General features: G+C 75.7%; 19 protein-coding genes. 7 read left to right on the top strand and 12 right to left on the bottom strand.

All coding sequences use genetic code 11. The annotated features are described in order from the left end of the window. Genes O2W17_RS03770 through O2W17_RS03760 form a run of 3 tightly spaced genes read right to left on the bottom strand, consistent with a single transcriptional unit; the run spans position 1 to position 3,384 of the window. Positions 1–1,119, bottom strand: coding sequence for an NAD-dependent epimerase/dehydratase family protein (locus O2W17_RS03770; RefSeq protein ID WP_269191059.1), 1,119 nt, complete (start codon positions 1,117–1,119; stop codon positions 1–3). A gap of 49 nt (positions 1,120–1,168) precedes the next feature. Further along, positions 1,169–2,530 (bottom strand): MFS transporter, encoded by a 1,362-nt coding sequence (locus O2W17_RS03765; protein ID WP_269191058.1) that lies wholly within the window; start codon positions 2,528–2,530, stop codon positions 1,169–1,171. A gap of 26 nt (positions 2,531–2,556) precedes the next feature. After that, positions 2,557–3,384: an alpha/beta fold hydrolase gene (locus O2W17_RS03760; protein ID WP_269191057.1), complete on the bottom strand. Its 828-nt coding sequence runs from the start codon at positions 3,382–3,384 to the stop codon at positions 2,557–2,559. A 74-nt stretch (positions 3,385–3,458) separates the two neighbouring features. Between O2W17_RS03760 and idi the strand changes: the two genes are divergently transcribed. From idi to O2W17_RS03745, 3 genes are all read left to right on the top strand, one after another. After that, positions 3,459–3,998, top strand: a complete 540-nt coding sequence (gene idi / locus O2W17_RS03755) for an isopentenyl-diphosphate Delta-isomerase (protein WP_269191056.1) — start codon at positions 3,459–3,461, stop codon at positions 3,996–3,998. Positions 3,999–4,101: 103 nt separating this feature from the next. Then, positions 4,102–4,875 carry an SDR family NAD(P)-dependent oxidoreductase gene (locus O2W17_RS03750; protein WP_269191055.1) on the top strand — a complete coding sequence of 258 codons (774 nt, stop codon included), beginning with the start codon at positions 4,102–4,104 and terminating at the stop codon, positions 4,873–4,875. 5 nt (positions 4,876–4,880) lie between these two features. Next, entirely contained in the window at positions 4,881–5,165 is a 285-nt protein-coding gene (locus tag O2W17_RS03745; protein ID WP_269191054.1) for a hypothetical protein, read from the top strand. A 12-nt stretch (positions 5,166–5,177) separates the two neighbouring features. Here O2W17_RS03745 and O2W17_RS03740 read toward each other — a convergent pair whose 3' ends face one another. Genes O2W17_RS03740 through O2W17_RS03730 form a run of 3 tightly spaced genes read right to left on the bottom strand, consistent with a single transcriptional unit; the run spans position 5,178 to position 9,344 of the window. Beyond that, positions 5,178–7,547 (bottom strand): SpoIIE family protein phosphatase, encoded by a 2,370-nt coding sequence (locus O2W17_RS03740; RefSeq protein WP_269191053.1) that lies wholly within the window; start codon positions 7,545–7,547, stop codon positions 5,178–5,180. After that, a complete protein-coding gene (locus tag O2W17_RS03735; protein WP_269191052.1) occupies positions 7,544–8,185 on the bottom strand; it encodes a biliverdin-producing heme oxygenase in 642 nt (213 codons plus the stop codon). Before O2W17_RS03735 ends, O2W17_RS03740 begins: the two co-directional genes overlap by 4 nt. Positions 8,186–8,213: 28 nt before the next feature. Further along, positions 8,214–9,344, bottom strand: coding sequence for a PucR family transcriptional regulator (locus tag O2W17_RS03730; RefSeq protein ID WP_269191051.1), 1,131 nt, complete (start codon positions 9,342–9,344; stop codon positions 8,214–8,216). Positions 9,345–9,520: 176 nt separating this feature from the next. Between O2W17_RS03730 and O2W17_RS03725 the strand changes: the two genes are divergently transcribed. Together O2W17_RS03725 and pruA are read left to right on the top strand one after the other, a co-directional pair. Then, the gene (locus O2W17_RS03725) at positions 9,521–10,450 is read left to right on the top strand and encodes a proline dehydrogenase family protein (RefSeq protein WP_269191050.1); all 930 of its coding nucleotides are present in this window, start codon (positions 9,521–9,523) and stop codon (positions 10,448–10,450) included. 14 nt (positions 10,451–10,464) lie between these two features. After that, on the top strand, positions 10,465–12,090 hold the full coding sequence (gene pruA, locus O2W17_RS03720; RefSeq protein ID WP_269191049.1) for an L-glutamate gamma-semialdehyde dehydrogenase: 1,626 nt from the start codon (positions 10,465–10,467) through the stop codon (positions 12,088–12,090). Between the two features lie 104 nt (positions 12,091–12,194). Here pruA and O2W17_RS03715 read toward each other — a convergent pair whose 3' ends face one another. Further along, entirely contained in the window at positions 12,195–13,196 is a 1,002-nt protein-coding gene (locus tag O2W17_RS03715) for a type IV toxin-antitoxin system AbiEi family antitoxin domain-containing protein (RefSeq protein WP_269191048.1), read from the bottom strand. A 125-nt stretch (positions 13,197–13,321) separates the two neighbouring features. Then, complete coding sequence (locus O2W17_RS03710) at positions 13,322–13,870, bottom strand: DUF488 domain-containing protein (RefSeq protein WP_269191047.1); 549 nt, start codon at positions 13,868–13,870, stop codon at positions 13,322–13,324. A gap of 102 nt (positions 13,871–13,972) precedes the next feature. Between O2W17_RS03710 and O2W17_RS03705 the strand changes: the two genes are divergently transcribed. Further along, the gene (locus O2W17_RS03705) at positions 13,973–15,124 is read left to right on the top strand and encodes an MFS transporter (protein WP_269191046.1); all 1,152 of its coding nucleotides are present in this window, start codon (positions 13,973–13,975) and stop codon (positions 15,122–15,124) included. A 6-nt stretch (positions 15,125–15,130) separates the two neighbouring features. Here O2W17_RS03705 and O2W17_RS03700 read toward each other — a convergent pair whose 3' ends face one another. The 4 genes from O2W17_RS03700 to O2W17_RS03685 all read right to left on the bottom strand — a co-directional run bounded on the left by O2W17_RS03700 (position 15,131) and on the right by O2W17_RS03685 (position 18,596). Further along, entirely contained in the window at positions 15,131–15,472 is a 342-nt protein-coding gene (locus O2W17_RS03700; RefSeq protein ID WP_269191045.1) for a hypothetical protein, read from the bottom strand. A 131-nt stretch (positions 15,473–15,603) separates the two neighbouring features. Then, entirely contained in the window at positions 15,604–16,446 is an 843-nt protein-coding gene (locus O2W17_RS03695) for an ABC transporter permease subunit (RefSeq protein WP_269191044.1), read from the bottom strand. Then, positions 16,443–17,369 carry an ABC transporter ATP-binding protein gene (locus tag O2W17_RS03690; protein ID WP_269191043.1) on the bottom strand — a complete coding sequence of 309 codons (927 nt, stop codon included), beginning with the start codon at positions 17,367–17,369 and terminating at the stop codon, positions 16,443–16,445. The genes O2W17_RS03695 and O2W17_RS03690 overlap by 4 nt, the downstream gene beginning before the upstream one ends. A gap of 111 nt (positions 17,370–17,480) precedes the next feature. Next, positions 17,481–18,596 carry an NAD(P)-binding domain-containing protein gene (locus O2W17_RS03685; RefSeq protein WP_269191042.1) on the bottom strand — a complete coding sequence of 372 codons (1,116 nt, stop codon included), beginning with the start codon at positions 18,594–18,596 and terminating at the stop codon, positions 17,481–17,483. 150 nt (positions 18,597–18,746) lie between these two features. On the opposite strand from O2W17_RS03685, the gene O2W17_RS03680 reads away from it, so the two are divergent. After that, positions 18,747–20,060, top strand: coding sequence for an ATP-grasp domain-containing protein (locus O2W17_RS03680; RefSeq protein ID WP_269191041.1), 1,314 nt, complete (start codon positions 18,747–18,749; stop codon positions 20,058–20,060). Positions 20,061–20,124 lie beyond the last annotated feature (64 nt).

Here is a 20,124-nt window from a genome sequence, read left to right as displayed (position 1 = left end):
TCAGTTCGCGCGCGGGCCCGGCGCGTTGGCCGGGTCGCCACCCGGGTCGAGGGAGGGCCCGCCGGCCGGGCGGAGCAGCGCGCCGGGCGCCCCCGCCCCGTCGCCGAGCGCCGCGACGAACTGGCGCAGCACGTCGTCGCCGGTGTGGAACGGCCCCCAGTCCAGCAGCTTGCGGGCCCGGGCCGTGTCCAGCGCCGGTGCCTGGGTGCCGATGTCCAGCCACCCGGGCTCGGTGGGCACGAGGTGCGCGTGGAAGGCGGCGGACAGCCCGGCGCGCAGCACGGCCGCCGGGGTGGGCACCCGCACGGTGCCGAGCGCCTTGGCCAGGGCATCGGCGTCCAGCAGGGGTTCGGCGGCGATGTTGAACGGTCCGGGCGCGCGCCGGTCCAGCATCCGCTCCAGGGCGTCGGCGAGGTCGTCGGCGTGCACGAAGGCGACCGCCAGGGCGGGCAGCGGCAGCGGCAGCAGCCGGGCGACCGCGCCGGGCAGCATCCGCGCGGCCGCGAACAGCAGCGGACCCAGGAAGTACCGGCCGATCTCGCTGCCGGCCTCCGGCTGCAGCACCAGGGTGGGGCGGACCACGGTCAGCGCGGTGTCCCGGTGACGGCCGAACACCTCGCGGACGACCCGCTCGGCCTCGGACTTGTCCCGGCTGTACTGCGCGCTCGGGATGCCGGTGGTCGGCCAGTCCTCGGTGACCCGCTGCCCACGCGCCCCGCCGGCGTAGGCGCCGATGGAGCTCATGTGCACGAACTGGTCGACGCCGGCGGCGGCCGCCGCGCGCGCCACCCGCCGGGTGCCCGCCACGTTGACCTGGCGGAGCCGGTCGGGCTGACGCCCCGGCTGCAGCGCCCAGGCCAGGTGCACGACGGCGTCGACGCCGTCCATGAACTCGGCCAGCTCGGCCTCGGAGGCGGCCTCGCCGAGGTCGGCGAGGTGCCACCGCACCCCGTCGTACGGCGCGATGGCCGGCGGACGGCGCCGCGCGAGCCCGCGCACCTCGGCCGGCCCGGCCTCGGGGCGGGTGAGCCGGCGCAGGAGCGCGGTGCCGACGTTGCCGCTGGCGCCGGTGACGGCGACGGTGCGGCCGGCGAGGTGCCCGGGGGAGAGGTTGGCCATGCCCATGCCGCTACCCGGCCCTCCCGGCGCCAACCGGGGAGCGGGGACGCTACCGGGGCGAGGCCGCCGCCGCCCGGTCCGGATCCGGTTCGAGTGACCGGCCGCGGAGCTCGGGCAGCCCCCAGGTGGCGAGCGCACCCAGCACGAAGAAGGCGGCGAAGGTGCCGAAGACCAGCCCGGTGCCGCCGGCGGCGACCAGCGGTGGCACGCACAGCGGCGCGGCGATCGAGGCGAGGCGGCCGAAGCCGGCCGCGGCGCCGGCGCCCGTCGCCCGCAGCACCGTCGGGTAGACCTCCGGTGTCACGGCGTAGAGCGCGCCCCACGCCCCGAGGTTGAAGAACGACAGCACCATGCCGGTGATCAGGATGGTGGTGTCGCTGTCCGCGGCGGCGAACAGCCCGGCGCCCAGGGCCGAGCCGACGAGGAACGTGGCCAGGGTCGGCCGGCGGCCCCACTTCTCGATCAGGAACGCGGCCAGGGCGTACCCGGGCAGCTGGGCCAGCGTGATGACCAGGGTGTAGCCGAACGACCGGGTCAGCGTGAAGCCGTTCGCGACCAGCAGGGTCGGCAGCCAGATGAAGGCGCCGTAGTAGGCGAAGTTGATGCTGAACCAGACCACCCACAGCGCAAGGGTTCGGCCCCGGGAGCCGGCCGCCCAGAGCGCCCGCGGGCCGGGCGACGGGACCGGCTCCGTCACGGGCGAGGCCACGGCGGCCACGCCGGCCGACTGCTCGAAGCGCCGCACCGCGGCCTCCGCCTCGTCGACCCGGCCGCGGGTCTCGAGGAAGCGCACCGACTCGGGCAGCCCCCACCGGACCACGGCGGCGTACAGCGCGGGGAGGGCGCCGATGGCGAGCGCCCACCGCCAGCCCTCGTCGCTGCGCGGGACGACGAGGAAGCCCACCAGCGCGGCCATGGTCCAGCCGAGCGCCCAGAACGCCTCCAGCCAGACGACCACCCGGCCGCGCACCCGCGCCGGGGCGAACTCGCTGACCAGCGTCGACGCCACCGGCAGCTCCGCGCCGAGGCCGAGCCCGATGAGGAAGCGGAAGACCAGCAGCGAGCCGACCGACCAGGACAGCGCGGCGGCGCCGGTGGCCAGTCCGAAGACCAGCAGGGTCAGCGCGAAGACCTGGCGCCGGCCGATCCGGTCGGCCAGCAGACCGCCGAGGGTGGCGCCCAGGGCCATGCCGACGAAGCCGATGGAGGCGATCCAGGACAGCTCGGAGGAGGTGACGCCCCACTGCTGCTGCGCGGCGAGGGCGGCCAGGACGAACGAGATCAGCCCGACGTCCATGGCGTCGAGGGCCCAGCCCGTGCCGGAGCCGACGACCAGCCGCCCGTGCTCCCGGGTGAAGGGCAGCCGGTCGAGGCGCTCGGCCCGGGTCGGCGGGGACGTCGGCTCCGTCATGCCGTGCAGTCTCGCAATGCCGCGGGTCAGCCGCGGACGTGGGCGGTGACCAGCTCGGCGGTGCGCTCGGCGGCGAGCTCGGGGATCCAGTGCGGCACGCCTTCGAGGACCTCGAGCCGGTAGGCGGCGTCGACGAAGCGGGCGGTGTCCTCGGTGGCCGCGCGGCCGAGGAAGGCGTCTCCGGTGCTCCAGACGTGCAGCGTGGGCACGCGCACCTTCCCGACCGGGTCCCGCCCGCTCCACGGCAGGGCGCGGTACCAGTTGATCGCCGCGGTCAGCGCACCCGGCTCGCGCATGCGTCGCACGTAGCGGTCGACGGCGTCGTCGGGGAGCCCGCCGGAGGAGAGCACCCGGCGCAGCGCCGCGCCGTCGCCGGCGAGCAGCAGCTGCTCGGGCAGCACGGGCAGCTGGAACATCCCCACGTAGTAGGAACGCAGCGCCTGGTCGCTGGTCACCATGGCGCGGGCCATCGCACCCGGGTGCGGCACGGAGAGCGCAGTCAGGGTGCGCACGCGCTCGGGGTTCCAGGAGCCCAGCGCCCAGCCGACGATCCCGCCCCAGTCGTGGCCCACCACGTGCGCGGACTCGAGCCCGGCGGCGTCGAGCAGGGCGAGGACGTCGTCCGCCGTCTCGCGCAGCCGGTAGTGCGACCGCCCACGCGGGCGGGCCATGGGTGAGTACCCGCGCTGGTCGGGTGCGAGGGTGCGCAGGCCGTGCTGGTGCAGCGCGGGCGCCACCCGGTCCCAGGCGGTCGAGTCCTGCGGGAAGCCGTGCAGGAGGACGACGGGCTCGCCGCCGGTCGGACCGGCGTCCCGGACGTCGAAGGTCAGGCCGTTCCGGCGGTAGCTGTCCATCCGACGGCTCTTCCCCACGCGGTCGTCACGCACACAGGGAGGCGCCGCTCGCGCCGATCGGGGACCATGGTGCGGTGACTGCGTCTCCTGTCGAGCTCATCGTGCTGGTCGACGACGACGGCCGGGAGATCGGCACCCTCCCCAAGCCGCAGGTGCACCACGGGGAGACGCCGCTGCACCGGGCGTTCTCCGCCTACCTGTTCGACGACGGGGGCCGGTTGCTGGTCACCCGCCGGGCCGAGGACAAGGCGACGTTCCCCGGCATGTGGACCAACACGGTCTGCGGGCACCCGGGCCCGGGCGAGGACGACGGCGCGGCGATAGCGCGTAGGGCCGGCTTCGAGCTCGGCCTGCGGGTGACCGACGTGCGCCCGGCGCTGCCCGGCTACCGGTACCGGGCGGAGTTCCGCGGCGTCGTGGAGAACGAGGTCTGCCCGGTGTACGTCGGCCGCTTCGCCGGTGAGCCGGCGCCGGAGCCGACCGAGGTGGGGGAGTGGGAGCTGCTGGACTGGGCCGCGTTCCGCCGTCGCCAGGAGACCGAGGGCGACGCCTGGTCGCCGTGGTGCCGCGAGCAGGCCCGGCTGATCGAGCAGGCCGGGCTGCACCGCGTCTGACCCTGTCCGCGGCGCCCCGTCCCGGCCGGGCTGCCCGACCTGCGGTCCCGACGATCATCGACAAGGCTGTCGGGACAGGACACGTACGACGACGGAGGGCCGCATGGAGACGTCGCTGAAGGGCCGGGTCGCACTGGTGACCGGTGGGGCGAGCGGCCTCGGGCGGGCGACCGCCCTGGCGCTGGCCGAGTCCGGTGCGCACGTGGTGATCGCCGACATCGACGCCGCGGGCAGCGAGGAGACGCTGTCCCGGGTGAGCGCCGCCGGCGGCTCGGGCGAGGTGCTGGGCCTGGACGTCACCCAGGACGAGAGCCGGCGCGCCGTCGTCGCCGACCTGTTCGACCGGCACGGCGACGCGTTCGACGTGCTGGTCAACGTGGCGGGCATCGACCGCCCGGGCTACATCACCGACATCGACCTCGCCGACTACCAGCGGGTGCAGGCGGTCAACTGCGAGGGCCCGATCTTCCTCACCAGCGAGTTCATGAAGCGGGTGCAGCACCTGCCCGAGGGGCGTACCGCCGACGTGGTGCACGTCGTCTCGCTCTCGGCCATCACCTCCGGCAGCGGGGCGATCGCCTACAACGGCTCCAAGGCCGGGTTCCTCAACGCCACCAAGTGCATCCAGCGGGAGCTCCGCGAGAAGGCGATCACGCTCCCCGGCGGCGGCGAGCGGCCGTTCCCCTGCCGTGTGCAGAGCGTCATCCCGGCCGCCATGGACACCCCGATGATGGAGCAGTGGGGCATCCCCGGGCACCTGATGATGCCGCCGTCGGCGGTCGCCGACGCCATCCGCACCCTGCTGCTGCTGCACCCGGCCGCGTTCATCCCGGAGATGCAGATCGTGCCCCGGCTCGAGCCCAACTTCCCGCGCTGACCGACATGAGGAACAACCGCGTCAGCGCCCCCGACGACCCCACCCCGGACACCGCGATGGCCTCGGGGTCCGACGCCGGCGGGCCCGGCGGCCACCTCGGCCCGGGTGACCTCGCCCCGGACGAGGAGCGGCTGCTCGCCGCGCTCGAGCGGGACGGCCGGGCGGCGGGCCCGTACTCGCCGGAGGAGACGGCCGCCTTCGTGCGGGCGGCCGAGGACGAGGCGCCGCTGCCGGCCGAGGGCGGCGTGCCCGACGACGGGCTGACGCCCCGGTTCAGCGAGCCCGGCTGAGCGCTCCGCCCGTCAGCTGTCCCGGGGGCGCAGCCGGACGGCGACGAGCGCGACGTCGTCCTCCGCGCCCTCGGGCAGCAACCGGGCGATCAGCCGGTCGCTCATCGTGGCGACCGGCAGGTCGCGCAGCTCGGCCAGCGCCCGGCCCAGCAGTTCGACGCCGTCGTCGAACACCTGGTCCCGGCGCTCGACCAGCCCGTCGGTGTAGAGCAGCAGGGTCGAGCCGGGCTCGATGACCGTCATGTGCCCGGTGCGCGGCCGGCCGGGGTCCACGCCCAGGAGCAGGCCGGGGCGGTCGGGCACGAGCAGCTGCTGGCTGCCGTCGGGCGCGACGACCAGCGGGGGGAGGTGCCCCGCGCTGGCCCACCGCAGCCGGACGCCACCGGACGGGTCGCCGCCCGGCGGGTCGAGCCGGCCGAACAGCACCGTGGCCATGGCGCCGAGGTCCAGCCCCTCGATCGCGGCGTCCAGCCGGGACAGCACCTCGGCGGGGCCGGAGGAGTCGTCGTAGGCGATCCCGCGCAGCAGGCCGCGCAGCTGGGACATGGTGGCCGCAGCCTCCGTGTCGTGCCCCACCACGTCGCCGATGACCAGCACGGTGGAGCCGTCCGGCTGCTGGAAGACGTCGTACCAGTCGCCGCCGACCTGGGCCTCGCGCGCCGCAGGCACGTACCGCACCGCGACGTCGAGGTGGTCCGGCTCGGGCGGATCGGACAGCAGGCTGCGCTGCAACGTCTCCGCGGCCCGGACCTGGCTGCGCGAGCGCGCGTACAGGGCCTCGAGCAGGTGCGTGCGCATCTCGGCGGCCTCGCCGAGCTCCGGCGTCGTCCACGGGTCCGACCGGCCGCGCACGGTCTCCTGCCAGCGCTCGAAGGACTTGCGCGGGCTGATCCGGATCTCGTCGCCCTCCCGCTCGGCGATCGCCTTGTTGTTCGGGTCGCCGCCCCAGTCGACGTGCCGCACCGCCTCGCTGCGGAACCACAGGACGTACTGGCCCTCCGGCAGGGGGAGCACCAGCACACCGGCGGCCAGCTCCGTCTGCTGGATCTCCCCGGCCTCGGCGGCCAGCATGTCGGTGGCGACGACGTCGAGGCCCCGGGAGGCGGCCCACTCGGCGATGCTGTCGGCCACGCCCGGGGGGAGTCCGGCCCCGGCGGCGCCGCGGTTGCCCTGCAGGTTCACCGCGACGCCGTCGGCGTCCAGCAGGTCCAGCAGGTTCGGCGACCCCAGCACCGTGTCGGTGAGCACCCGGTCCTCGTCCATCGCGGCCGCGGTCAGCCAGGCCAGCGTCGACCGCGCGCGCAGCGCCCGGTCGAACTCGTCCTCCTGCGCCCGGTCGATCAGCCGGACCGACAGCGTCGAGCCCAGGAACTCCGCCGCGGCCCGGGTGGCGTACGGCGGGGCGTGCGGCCCGCTGTAGTGGTGGCAGGCGATGAGCCCCCACAGCTTGTCCCCGCGCAGCAGGGAGATCGACATCGAGGCGCGCACGCCCATGTTGTGCAGGTACTCGACGTGGATGGGCGAGACGCTGCGCAGGGTGGAGTAGGTGAGGTCCAGCGGCTGGCCGCTGACCGGGTGGTCCACCGGCCCCAGCGGCACCGGCGTGTAGTCCACGTCGGAGATCAGCCGGATCCAGTTCTTCTCGTACAGCGCCCGCGCCTGGGCGGGGATGTCCGAGGCCGGGTAGTGCAGGCCGAGGAACGAGTTGAGGTCCGCGGCCTTCGCCTCGGCCACGACCTCGCCGTTGTAGTCGGCGTCGTAGCGGTAGACCATCACCCGGTCGAAGCCGGTGAGCGTCCGCACCGCCCGGGCGGTGATGTCGTACAGCTCCTGGAGGCTCGTGGCCCGGTCCAGCGCGGCGATCGTGCCGCGCACCGCCTGGTAGGTGTTCGGGAACGAGAAGGGCCGGGGGCCGAACGCCGGCTCCAGCTCCACGACCAGGTTGGTGAGCGCCGGCTCGGTGCCCGGCTCGGCGACCGGCTCCCCGTGCACGTCGGGCACGGCGCCTCCCGGCCGGATCACCGCCCGGTGCAGCAGGGCGTCGACCGGCACGGGCGCGCCGTCGACGGTCAGCGTGACCTCGACCGGGTTCCGCTCCCGCAGGTCGCCGAAGGCGCTCGCCGAGCGGACCACCGCATCGGCCGCCGCCACGCCCAGGACGTCGGACAGCGGACGTCCCATGGCCTTCTCCCACGGCACGCCGGTGACCTCGGCGAGGTTCTCCGACACCTGCTGGACCAGCCAGTCCGGGTCGCTGACCGCGATCAGCACACCCCGCGGCTGGATGCTGCCCGGGATGTGGATCGGCTCGCGCTCGCAGTTGGAGAGGTCGATCGGAGCCCCGGGAGCCAGGAACGTGGCATCGCGCTCGACGTCGGTCACGCGGGCACTCCTTGGATGCGGCCGGCGGGGCGGCACCACGCGGCGAGCGCCCGGAACGTCCCCCGGGCGGAGGAGAGGATGCGCTCGACGTCGCCACCGGCCGCCACGTGGTCGCGGGTGACCCGCCGGTAGGCCGCCCACATCGCGCCGGTCTCCGGCCCGTACGGCGAGAACGCGCGGAGGCGCACGCCGGCCAGGCCGGGCAGCCCCGCCAGGTGCCGGTCGATGAACGTCCCGCCGAGGGTGGAGCCCTCCAGCACGTACAGCCGGCCCAGCGCCTCGTCGGTGCCGGGGACGGGGGGCAGCGCGGGCGCGGCGGCCGTCACGGGGGCGCCCAGCGCGGCGAGGTCCGCGGCGAACAGCCCGGCGCGGCGGCGGCTGGCCCAGTCGACGGTCCCGGCGTCGGCGGGACGGCGGGCAGCCCACTCGTCCAGCCCGGCCTCGGCCGCCGTCCAGAAGCCGTGCATCAGGCCGAGGACCAGGGCCAGCCGATCCCGGCCGAGCTCGGGGTCCAGCAGGTCGAGGGTGTCCTCGAGGCCCTGGTGCTCCTCGGCCGTACCGGTGCGCAGCACGCGCAGCACGTCGTCGTCCCCGCTGCGGTGGTGGTCCTGGTGCGCAGCCGTCTCTCCCGCAGCCATCCCGGAAAGCGTAGGTGACCGGCAGCGATCAGGAGCGGTGAGCCCGGGAATCGCCGGTCAGCCGTGCCGCGCGCAGCCCGGCGTGCAGGAGCAGGCGGGCGTCGCCGTCGGCGAGGTCCAACCCGGTCAGCGCGGCGATCCGGCCCAGGCGGTAGTACAGCGTCTGCCGGTGGATGCGCATCGCCCCGGCCGTGCGGACGGCGCTGCCGGCGCAGTCGAGGAAGGCCTCCGCCGTCGCGGTCAGCACCGGGTCGGCCAGCAGCGGGCGGATCGCCGGGTCCGGCCCGGGCAGCGACGCGGCCAGCCGCCACCCGCCGAGCTCGCCCCAGTGGGCGACGGGGGAGAACCGCTCGACCACCGCGGCCACGCGGGCCGCGGCGCGGGCCTCGGACCACTGCTCGGTCAGCTCCCCGGTGCCGCGGCGGACCGCCGACACCCCGGCGGTGCTGCCCGGAGGCAGGGCAGCGAGCGAGGCCGCGGTGACGGCGCCGGCCGGGCGGAGGTCGGTCGACGTCGGCAGGGGCACGAGGACGGCGGCGCCGTCGTCCACGAGGCCGGCCACCGCGCCGGCCGAGGGCAGCCGCCACCCCGGGGGCACCGCACCGCCCTCCGGGCAGACGGCGACCAGCACCTGCGCCGCGTCGTCGGCCAGCCGCTCGCCCAGCCGGCGCGCCGCCTGGGTCCGCGCCCCCGGCCGGCCGGTCAGGGCGTCGGCGAGCGCCCCGCCCAGGTCGTCGGCCGGGCGGCCGGCCAGCAGCCGGCCCGCGGCGGCGGCCAGGTCCAGCGCCCGCAGCAGGGCCGGGTCGCCGTCGTCGTCGGGGTCGATCCGGCCGTCGTCGAGCAGCCACAGGTAGCCCCGGGTGCGGCCGCCGTGGCGCACCGGGATCACCAGCCGGGTGAGGATGCCGGCGGCCGGGTCGGCCGGGGTCCGCAGCGGCCGGGTCGCCGAGGCGATGCCGAACTCCTCGAACCAGCGACGGGTCGCCGGTGCGGATCCCCGGGTCAGGATGGAGCGGGTGCGGACGGCGTCCATCGGGTCGGCGCCGCTGTCGTCGTGGGCGCAGAAGGCCAGCAGCGTGAACCCGGCGTCCTCGAGGGTGGCCGGCGCCGCGAGCACGCGGGAGACCTGGTCGACCAGCTCCTGCAGGTCGTCGCGCACCGCCGTCCCCATCCCCCTGCATTCCGCGGGAACCCACCCCGGCGTCTCCGCGGAAGCGCTCCGTCATACAGCTGTATGAGAGCAGATCCCGGAATTCCGGACATCTGTCCCTGGCCCGGACGGGTGGACGTGCCTAGCGTTCGGGATGTCGGCGTCGTCCGCTCCCGGGAGGTCCCGTGCTGCTCTCCACCGCCCTGCTCGCCGCCTCCCGCCGGCCCGCCCTGCGGCGGGCGGTCACCGGCACCCCGGCCTCCCGCCGGGTGGTCGACCGGTTCGTCGCCGGGGAGTCGCTGGACGACGCGCTCGCCGCCGTCCGCTCGCTGGTCCCCGACGGGATCGCGGTGACCCTCGACCACCTCGGTGAGGACGTCACCGACCGGGCGCAGGCCCGGCGCTCCCGCGACGCCTACCTCGCCGCCCTCGAGGCGCTGGCCCCGCTCGGCCTCGGGCCCGCCGCCGAGGTCTCGGTCAAGCTGTCGGCCTTCGGCCAGGCGCTGCCCGACGGGCACGACCTCGCCCTCGAGCTGGTCCGCCCGGTCGTCGAGGCCGCCTCGGCCGCCGGCACGACCGTCACGCTCGACATGGAGGACCACCGCACGGTCGACGCCACACTCGCCACGGTCGCCGAGCTGCGCAAGGAGCACCCGCAGACCGGCGCCGTGCTGCAGTCGATGCTGTTCCGCACCGAGGACGACGCCAAGGCACTGGCCGTCACCGGCAGCCGGGTGCGGCTGGTGAAGGGCGCCTACGACGAACCGGAGACCGTCGCCCACCGGAACCGGAAGGACGTCGACGCCGCGTACGCCCGGTGCCTGGAGATCCTGATGAGCGGGCCGGGGTACCCCATGGTCGGCTCGCACGACCCGGCGGTGCTGCAGCGGGCGCACGAGCTGGCGGCTCAGCACTCCCGGGCCGCGGACAGCTGGGAGGTGCAGATGCTGTACGGCATCCGCCCCGACGAGCAGCGCCGGCTGGCCGCCGCCGGCACCCGCGTCCGGGCCTACGTGCCCTACGGCGCCGATTGGTACGGCTACTTCATGCGCCGGCTGGCCGAGCGCCCGGCCAACGTCACCTTCTTCCTCCGCTCGCTCATCACCCGCTCCTGAGAACGAGGTTCCCCATGGACGCCGTCACCCGTGTCCCCGCGCCGGTCAACGAGCCGGTGCTCAGCTACGCCCCGGGCACCCCGGAGCGCGACGAGCTCCAGGCCCGCCTGGGTGAGCTCGCCGCCGCCCCGGTGGAGCTGACCAGCACGATCGGCGGCCGGCAGCGGATGGCCGCCGGCGACCGGTTCGACGTCGTGCAGCCGCACCGGCACGCCGCCGTCCTCGGCACCGCGGCGCACGCCACGCACGCCGACGCCGCCGACGCGGTGCGCTGCGCCAAGGAGGCGGCGCCGGCGTGGCAGGAGCTCTCCTTCGACGACCGGGCCGCGGTCTTCCTGCGGGCCGCCGACCTGCTGGCCGGGCCGTGGCGGCAGACCCTCAACGCGGCCACCATGCTGGGCCAGAGCAAGACCGCCCAGCAGGCGGAGATCGACAGCGCCTGCGAGCTGATCGACTTCTGGCGCTTCAACGTCGGCTTCGCGCGGCAGATCCTCGCCGAGCAGCCCCAGTCCTCGCCCGGCGTCTGGAACCGCACCGACCACCGGCCGCTCGAGGGCTTCGTCTACGCGATCACGCCGTTCAACTTCACCGCGATCGCCGGCAACCTGCCCACCGCACCGGCGCTGATGGGCAACACCGTCGTGTGGAAGGCCGCCCCCACCCAGCAGTTCGCCGCGCACTTCCTCATGCGGCTGCTGGAGGAGGCCGGGCTCCCGCCGGGCGTCATCAACCTGGTGACCGGCGACGGGATCGCCGTCTCCGAGGTCGCGCTGGCCGACCGCGACCTCGCGGGCATCCACTTCACCGGGTCGACGCCGGTGTTCCAGCACCTGTGGCGCACCGTGGGCGAGAACATCGCGAACTACCGCGGCTACCCGCGGATCGTGGGGGAGACCGGCGGGAAGGACTTCGTCGTCGCCCACCCGTCGGCCGACGTCGACGTGCTGCGCACCGCACTGGTCCGCGGCGCGTTCGAGTACCAGGGCCAGAAGTGCTCGGCGGCGTCCCGCGCCTACGTCCCGCGCAGCGTGTGGGCGCGGCTGAAGGACGACCTCGTCGCCACCACCGAGTCGCTGGAGATGGGCGACGTCACCGATTTCTCGAACTTCATGGGCGCGGTCATCGACCGGAAGTCCTTCTCGAAGCTGTCCGGCGTCCTGGACCGGGTCGAGGACGACCCGGCGCTGTCGATCGTCGCCGGTGGGACGGCGGACGACAGCGAGGGCTTTTTCGTCCGCCCGACCATCATCGAGGGGACCGACCCCGGCCACGAGGTCTTCACCACCGAGTACTTCGGGCCGGTGCTGGCCGTGCACGTCTACGACGACGCCGACTACGACGCGGTGCTCACGCAGATGGAGTCCGCCGCGCCGTTCGCGCTCACCGGCGCCGTCATCGCCCAGGACCGGGTGGCGATCGCGCACGCGCAGAGGTTCCTGCGGCACGCGGCGGGCAACTTCTACGTCAACGACAAGCCGACCGGCGCCGTCGTCGGCCAGCAGCCCTTCGGCGGCGGGCGGGCGTCGGGCACCAACGACAAGGCCGGCGCCGCGCAGAACCTGATGCGCTGGACCAGCAGCCGGTCGATCAAGGAGACCTTCGCCGCCGCGACCGACCACCGCTACCCGCACATGGGCTGACCCCTGCCGCCCGCGATGTTGATCAGGTGACCTGATCAATCCGGGTCCTGGCTCATGGTCGACCGTGAGCCAGGACCACAGGAGGTGAGCCAGGAAGGTCGTGCTCAGGCGGCGTCGAGCCCGGACCCCGGCTCGGGACGGCGGACGACGGTGAACCGGCGCGGCCCCGGGTACGGCTGCCCCAGCATCCTGGTCAGGTCGGCGACCGTCCGCGGCCACGCGCCGCCCAGGTCCGCCTTGGTCAGCCGCAGCATCCGGACGTCGAGACGGCGCACGCGGTCCTCCCGCCGCTTCTCCTCCCACAGGACGTCGTGCGGGGAGCGCCCCCGGTACGGGTCGCGGTACTTCACCCGACCGTCGAACTCGATCGCCAGGGCCGCCTCCTCGTACCACGCGTCCAGGCGGGCGACGAACCCATGCGCGTCATGCAGATCGACCTGGAGCTCGGGCGGAGGGAGGCCGGCGGCCAGCAGCGCCAACCGTCCCTCGGTCTCCAGCGGCGACTCGGCCCGTCCGTCGCTGAGACCGACGGCGCGTGCCGCCCGGGAGGCCCCTGCCCGGTGGCGGGCGGCGTGCACCGCCTTCAGCAGGTCCGAGCGGAGGACGCGGCCTTCGTGCAACGCGGCGTCCAGCGCGATCACCGTGTCCAGCAGTGACCATTCCCGGCCGCAGTCGATCAGGGTCCGGGGAGCCGAGGTGGTCGCGAACGGCGCGATCCAGGGGACGACGTCCGCGTTGGGGAGCTGGGCACGGGCCACGCGGTAGCCACGGCCGGCGCGCCACTGGTCGACCGCGGTGACCCGGACGTCGGCGCCGGCAGACGCCGGAACGAGCAGCTCGTGCCTCCGGGCGGCCGACGCGTGGCTGAGCACCGGGCCGGGGGCGAGGCTGATGAGAACGGCGATGCCGGCCATCAGATGCCGGTCGACCTCGGTCGACGCCGCCAGCCGGGCCGACTCGGTGTAGACGCCCTTGCGCAGCCGCGTCCACCGGCGTACCCGCAGCGCCGTCCGGATGTCGTCGATCGAGTACCCGGCGGCCACAGCCTCCCGGCTGGTGAACACACCGAGGCGCTGGTCGGCGGAACGCTGCAGCAGCGGGTGCACCGGAGAAGTCTCACGGCTTCGCGAGGGCTCGAGGCGGGGACCGGCAGATCTGTGGACAACCGTCGTCCTGGCTCACCTCACGGGGTCCTGGCTCACGGTCGGCGCTGAGCCAGGACCCAGTTCGATCAGGTCACCTGATCAACATCCCGGGCGGCGGGCCAGTGGACGAGGCCGTCGTCGGCGAGCACGGCGCCGGCGGAGGGCCGGTGGGGGCTGACGCGGCCGTCGGGCATCAGGTGCCCGACGGCGGTGCCCCGGGCCAGCACGGCGACGTCGGAGACCAGCCGCCGGTGGCACCGCCACCAGACGCTCTCGCTGCACATCACCGCCACCGTCGCGCCGGCCGCCTCGGCGAGCACCTCGTCCAGGGCGGCGGCGAACCCGGGCGTGCGCGTGTGAGCGGCGTAGGCGGCGAACTGGGCGACCGTCCACCAGTCGTCGGCCACCGGCTCGCCGGGCGGCAGCCGCCGTCGCCCACCCAGCCGCTCCTCCCACCGGTAGCCGATGCCCGCGGCCGGGAGCCACTGCTCGAGCGCCTCCCGCCGGACGTCGGGGTTGTTCCGGCTGCCGGGGAAGCGGCGCACGTCGACGACCACCCCCACCCCGGCGCCGGCCAGGCGGGCACCCAGCCGGTCGCGGTCCTCCGGGCCGTGGCCCACGGTCAGCAGCGGCACCCCTCCTGCCTACCCGAGTGCGTCGGGCGGCGCCGGAGCGGCCATGATCGACGGGCACGGGACGACGGCGGAGCGGCGGAGGCGGGGGCAGCGGTGGTGGAGGTGCGGGCCCCCCTCTGGCGGTCGCGCGGGGTGCAGGCGCTGGTCGGCGTCACCGCCCTGGGTTTCAGCAGCTACTTCCTCACCCTGGCGTCCCTGCCCACCTACGCGGTGGCCGGTGGCGCCGCCGAGAACACCGCCGGGGTGGTCACTGCCGTCTTCCTCGGGGTCACCATCGCGGCCCAGGCCCTGGTTCCCGGCCTGACCGCACGGTTCGGCCTCGGCCCGGTGTTCGCCGGCGGCCTGCTGGCGCTCGGGCTGCCGGCGCCGTTCTACGCGCTCGACGACGGCGTGGCCTCGATCGCGGCGCTGTCGGCGGTGCGGGGCGCCGGGTTCGCGGTGATCACGGTGCTCGGCGCCACGCTCGCGGCCCGGGTGGCGCCGCTGGAGCAGCGCGGCGAGTCGATCGGGCTGTACGGGCTGGCCATCGCGCTGCCCAACATGGCGGCCGTCCCGGTCGGAGTCGCCCTCGTGCTCGGTGGGCACATCGGCTGGCTCTCGTGGCTGGCGGCGTCGCCGGTGCTCGGTCTGTTCTTCCTCCCGCTGCTGCTGCGGTCGGTGGACACGCGGGAGGAGCGCGGCCCCGCGGGCAACGCGCGCGCCGCGGTGCGCGCCGCCCTGGCGCCGTCGCTGGTGCTGTTCGTGGTGACGACGGCCGGCGGCGGCTTCCTGACCTTCCTGCCCATCGACCGCCCCGACGGGCAGCTGGCCACCGTGGCGCTGCTGCTGTGGGGGCTGGCCGGCGCGGTGACCCGGTGGCGCGCCGGCGTGCTCGCCGACCGGCTGGGCACGCGGCTGCTGCTGCCCCTGTCGCTGCTGGTCGGCGCAGCCGGGCTGGCGGCCGTCGGTGCGGGCCTGTGGTGGGGCCCGGCGTGGGTGCTCGTGGGCGCGACCCTGTTCGGCGCCGGGTTCGGCGGCGTGCAGAACCTGACCCTGCTGCGGGCGTTCGCCCGGGCCGGCGAGCGGGGGACGACGGCGGCCAGCGCGCTGTGGAACGCCTCCTTCGACGCCGGCACGGGGGCCGGGGCCCTGCTGCTCGGTCTCGCCTTCGGCGCCGTCGGCCTGCCCTGGACGCTGGTGCTGTCCGCCGTCGTGCTGAGCGCCGTCCTGCCGCTCGCCAGGATCGCCGCCCGGCCCGCGGTCACCCGGGGCTGAGGCCGGTCAGCGGGCGCGGGCGGCGGCGTGCAGCGACCGGATGAAGAGGACCTCCTCGCCCGACCGCCGCAGCCAGGTCCGCAGCCCCTCCGGGTCGTCCCGGTTCGCGTCGCGCAGCTGGCCGAGCCGCAGCTGCCGGGTGCTGGCCTGCGCCCGCTGCGCGGCGGGCAGCGCGCGCCCCTCGGCCCGGGCGACGGCGGTCAGGCCCGCGCCCACGAAGACGAGTTCGCGGATCTCGGTCAGCCCACCGAGCAGCCGGTCGGCGGCGGCGTCGTCGGACGCGGTCAGCGCGGTGAGCAGTTCGTCGGCGCGGCGGCGGCCCTCGGCGGCCGGGTCGGGCGTGGTCACCGCACCACTGTGCCCCGGCCGCCGGGGCCGGGGCACAGCGGGTCGGCTCAGGCGTCGCCTACTTGCCTGACTCCGCGCCCCGGTCCGCTCCTCGTTCGCTGGCGCTCGCTGCGATGCTCCCGGGGCTGTCGTCAGGCGTCGCGGCGGCGGAGCGCCAGGTAGCCGACGGCGAGGACGGCGGCGACCTCGGCGCAGAACACCGCGAAGCCGGTCCACGGCTCGAGCAGGTTCGGGTTGAACGACACCGGCGTGGCGACGACGGAGCCCGCGTTGCCCGGCATCAGCTTGGTGGCCCACTCGCCCCAGGCGCCGGGGAGCAGCATCACCATGTTGCCGACCACCAGCAGCAGCGCCAGCACGATCGACAGCGCCGCGGCGGTGTGCCGGACGAGCAGCCCGACCGCGGCCGCGAACAGGCCGATGCCGGCCAGGTAGAGCCCGCTGCCCAGCAGCGACCGGAGGACGCCGTCGTCGCCGAGCGCCAGGCCGATGCCCTCGCGCTCGAGGAACCAGTTGCCGCCCAGGTAGCCGAGCACCGCGGTGGCCGTGCCGACGACGAACAGCGTCCCGGTGAGGACGAGCGCCTTGGCCGCCAGCACCCGGCCGCGGTGCGGGGTCGCGGTCAGCGTCGCCCGGATCATGCCGGTGCCGTACTCGCTGGTGACCACGAGCGCGCCGAGGACGATGGCGGTGATCTGCGCGACCGTCATGCCCCAGGTGATGAAGGAGCCGGCGGCCTCGCCGGTGGTGCCCCCCGCGAGGTCCGCGGCGCTGACCGCGCAGACCAGCACGGTCAGGCCGGCGCCCAGGACGACCAGCGCGCCGATGGACCACGGCGTCGAGCGCACCGACCAGAACTTGATCCACTCCGCCCGCACGGTCTGCGCGAAGCCGGGGTCCCGGACACCGGGCACGTGCCGGTTCGGGTCCAGGGCGACGGTGTCGGGCACCGGCGTGCTCAGGGTTCCGGTCATCGGGTGGCTCCTGCGGGGGTCCGGTCGCGCGCGGCGTACTCGACGCTGGCGGCGGTGAGGGTCATGAAGGCGTCCTCGAGGGAGGAGCTGACGAGGGAGAGCTCGTGGAGGAGCAGCCCCTGCCGGCCGACCAGCTCGCCGATGGCGGCCGCGTCGCGCCCCTGCACGCGCAGCTCGTCGTCGACCACGCCGACGTCGAGGCCGTCGCGGCGCAGCAGCTCGGCGACCTCGGTCCGCTGGGGGCTGCGCACCCGCACGTACGAGGCTGCGTGCTCGGCGATGAAGTCGGCCATCGAGCAGTCCGCCAGCACGCGGCCGCGCCCGATGACCACCAGGTGGTCGGCGGTGAGCGCCATCTCGCTCATCAGATGGCTGGACAGGAACACCGTGCGGTCCTCGGCGGCCAGGGTCCGGGTGAGCGTGCGCACCCAGCGGATGCCCTCCGGGTCCAGGCCGTTGACCGGCTCGTCGAGGACGACGACCGGCGGGTCGCCCAGCAGGGCGACGGCGATGCCGAGGCGCTGCCCCATGCCGAGGGAGAAGCGGCCCACCCGCTGCCCGGCGACGTCGGTGAGCCCGACGACGTCGAGGACCTCGTCGACGCGGCGGACCGGCAGCCCGTTGCTCGCGGCCATCCAGCGCAGGTGGTCGCGAGCGGAGCGGCCGGGGTGCAGCGCCCGGGCCTCCAGCAGGGCGCCGACCTGCCGCAGCGGCGCCGGGAAGTCCGCGTAGCTGCGGCCGCGGACGGTGATGCTGCCGGCCGTCGGCCGGTCCAGCCCGAGGAGCATGCGCATCGTCGTCGACTTGCCGGCGCCGTTGGGGCCGAGGAAGCCGGTGACCCGGCCGGGGTGGACGGTGAACGAGACGGCGTCGACCGCGGTGCGGTCGCCGTACTTCTTGGTGAGCTCCTGGGCCTCGATCATCGCGGGGCTCCCGGGAGCGGTCGGTGAGTCATGCGGCAAGCCTGTCGGCGGCGGGGGCCCCGGCGACATCGGGGAGCGCCCTGACCCGACCCTGAACCGTCCCCGAGGTGGTCAGGCGCCGCGGGGGAGGGGAGTCCCCGGCCGCAGCTCGCGGCGCAGCGCCCGGGCCGCGGCCTGGCCGGCCCGGTTGGCGCCGATCGTGCTCGCCGAGGGGCCGTAGCCGACCAGGTGCAGCCGGGGCTCGCCGGCGACCTGCGTGCCGTCCATGCGGAAGCCCTCGCCCGGCCCGCGCAGCCGCAGCGGGGCGAGGTGGCCGACCGCCGCGCGGAAGCCGGTGGCCCACAGGATCACGTCGGCAGGCTGGAACCGGGCCTCCTGCCCGTCCGCGGCGTCCCAGACCACGCCGTCGGCGGTGATCCGGTCGAACACCGGCAGCCGTTCGAGGACACCCCGGTCCAGCCCGTCGCGCACGTACGGGGTGGACACCAGCAGCCCGGTCACCCCGACGACGCTGCCCGGGCGTCGTCCCTCCCGCACCGCCTCCTCGACCTTCGCGACGACCTCGCGGCCGACGTCCTCGTCGAACGGCCCCTCGCGGAAGACCGGCGGGCGGCGGGTGACCCAGGTCGTGGAGGTGACGCGGGAGATCTCGCCGAGCAGCTGGGTGGCGGAGGCGCCACCGCCCACGACGACGACGTGCTGCCCGCGGAACTCCTCGGCGGACCGGTAGTCGACGGTGTGCAGCTGCCGGCCGCGGAACAGCTCCTGGCCCGGGTAGCGCGGGACGAAGGGGCGGGTCCAGGTGCCGGTGGCGTTGACGACGGCGCGTGCGGTCCAGGCCCCTCGGTCGGTCTCGACGGAGAAGCGTCCGTCGTCGGTGCGGCGCACGGCGGTGACCCGCACCGGGCGGACGACGGGCAGGTCGAACCGGCGCTCGTACCCGGCGAAGTAGGCCGGCACCGTCTCGACGGCCGGTGTCGACCCGTCGGCGCGGTCGAAGGCCAGGCCGGGGAGGTCGTGCACCCGGTGGGTGGTGCTCAGGGTGAGCGAGGGCCAGCGGTGCCGCCAGGCCCCGCCGGGAGCGGGCTCCCCGTCGAGCACCACGAAGCCGGTGCCGCGCTCGAACCCCTGCCGTGCCAGGGCCCAGGCGGTCGAGAGCCCGGCCTGCCCCGCGCCGATGACGACCACGTCGACGTCGACGTCGCGGGGGAGGAGCGCACCGGTCACGCCTGCACCAACCCGGCACCGGACGCCGGGCTTCCCGGCCGTCCGGCGGCCGCCGCGGTTTCTCCGACGGACCCGCCGGTACCCGTTCCCTGGAAACCGACCGGCCGGTATGGTGCGGCCGCCACTCGACGACGACGGGGGACAGTGGACATGTCGAGGCCCGACGCACCCGATCCTGCCCTGCACCTCGCCGAGCCGGACGAGGCGTGGTTCGTCGCCGTCGAGCTGGACGAGCCCCGCGGCGCGGCGCGGCCCGAGTTCGGGGCGGGGGAGCGGCTGGACGGCCCCGGGCCGGCGCAGCTGGACCGTGCCGGACGCCGGGGCCTGCGGACCGCGGTGCTGACCCGGGACCGGTGCCAGGCGGCCGGTGGCGCGGACTGGCCGGTGGACCGGTGGGTGCACTGCGACACGGCCGACCCGGCGGCGATCGCCGCCGCGGCGCGGTCGCTGGGCGGGGAGGTCGCCGCGGTCACCAGCTCCGTCGACGGCTTCGCCGGTCCGGCCGCCGTCGCCGCCCGGCTGCTGGGGTCGCGCGGTCCCACGCCGGGGTCCGCGGCGCTGGCCGCCGACGCGGCCGCGGTGCGCACCGCCCTCGCGGCGGCCGGTGCGACCGACGTCGCCTGGGGCGAGATCGCGGCCGGCGCGGCGGCCACCTCGCCCGTCGGGTACCCGTGCGTGGTCCGGCCGGTCGACACCTGGGCCGGCTGGGACGCCGGCCTGGTCGCCGACGAGGCCGAGCTGCGGGCGTTCGCGGCACGGCACATGGCCCGCGGCACCGCCGGCCGCGGTATGCGTCCCCGGGGCCGGCTGGTGGTGGAGGAGCGGGTCCGCGGCCGGCGGTACGCCGCGGACGGCTTCGTCGACGAGCGCGGCCCCGTCGTCCTGGCCTGGTCCGAGCTGGTCATGTCCCCGCCGCCGCACCTCACCGAGCTCGCGCGGACGACGACCACGGCGGCGCCGTGCGCGGACGCCGCCGGGCACGTCGGCGCCTGGGTGAGCGCTCTCGGGTACGACCTCGGGCCGTTCCACCTGGAGTTCGTCCTGGGGTCGGCCGGCCCGCGGTTCGCCGCGCTGCACCCGCGGCTCGCCGGGGCCGGTGCCCGGAACTGCGTCGACCAGGTGAGCGGCGTGGACACCGCCGACCTGGCGGTGGCGCAGCTGCTCGGCGAGCCCGCGGGCGGCGTCGTCCCGGCGGTGGGGGCGGCCACGCTCCTGCACCTGTCCTCCCATGCCACCGGCCGGGTGCGTGCGGTCTCGGGCGTGCGTCAGGCCGGGGGGATCCCGGGGCTGCTCGCGGCCGAGGTCTTCGCCGACCTGGGTGGGGTCACCGCACCGCCGACCTGCACCGGGGAGCACCTCGGGCACGTCGTCGCCGTCGGGGAGACCGCGGAGCAGGCCCGGCGGCGGGCCGTCACCGCGCTGGACGGCATCCGGGTGGAGATCGACGGGCTCGTGCGGGCCTGACCGTTCCGGCACGCCGTGGGGCCGTTGGCAAGGTGATCAATCCGTGACCGTTCTGCTGGTTGAT

The sequence above is a fragment of the Blastococcus sp. VKM Ac-2987 genome (assembly GCF_026967805.1).
GTDB lineage: Bacteria > Actinomycetota > Actinomycetes > Mycobacteriales > Geodermatophilaceae > Blastococcus.
The sequence above is the reverse complement of the archived record's forward strand: the minus strand, read 5'-3'. Positions and strand labels throughout refer to the sequence as shown.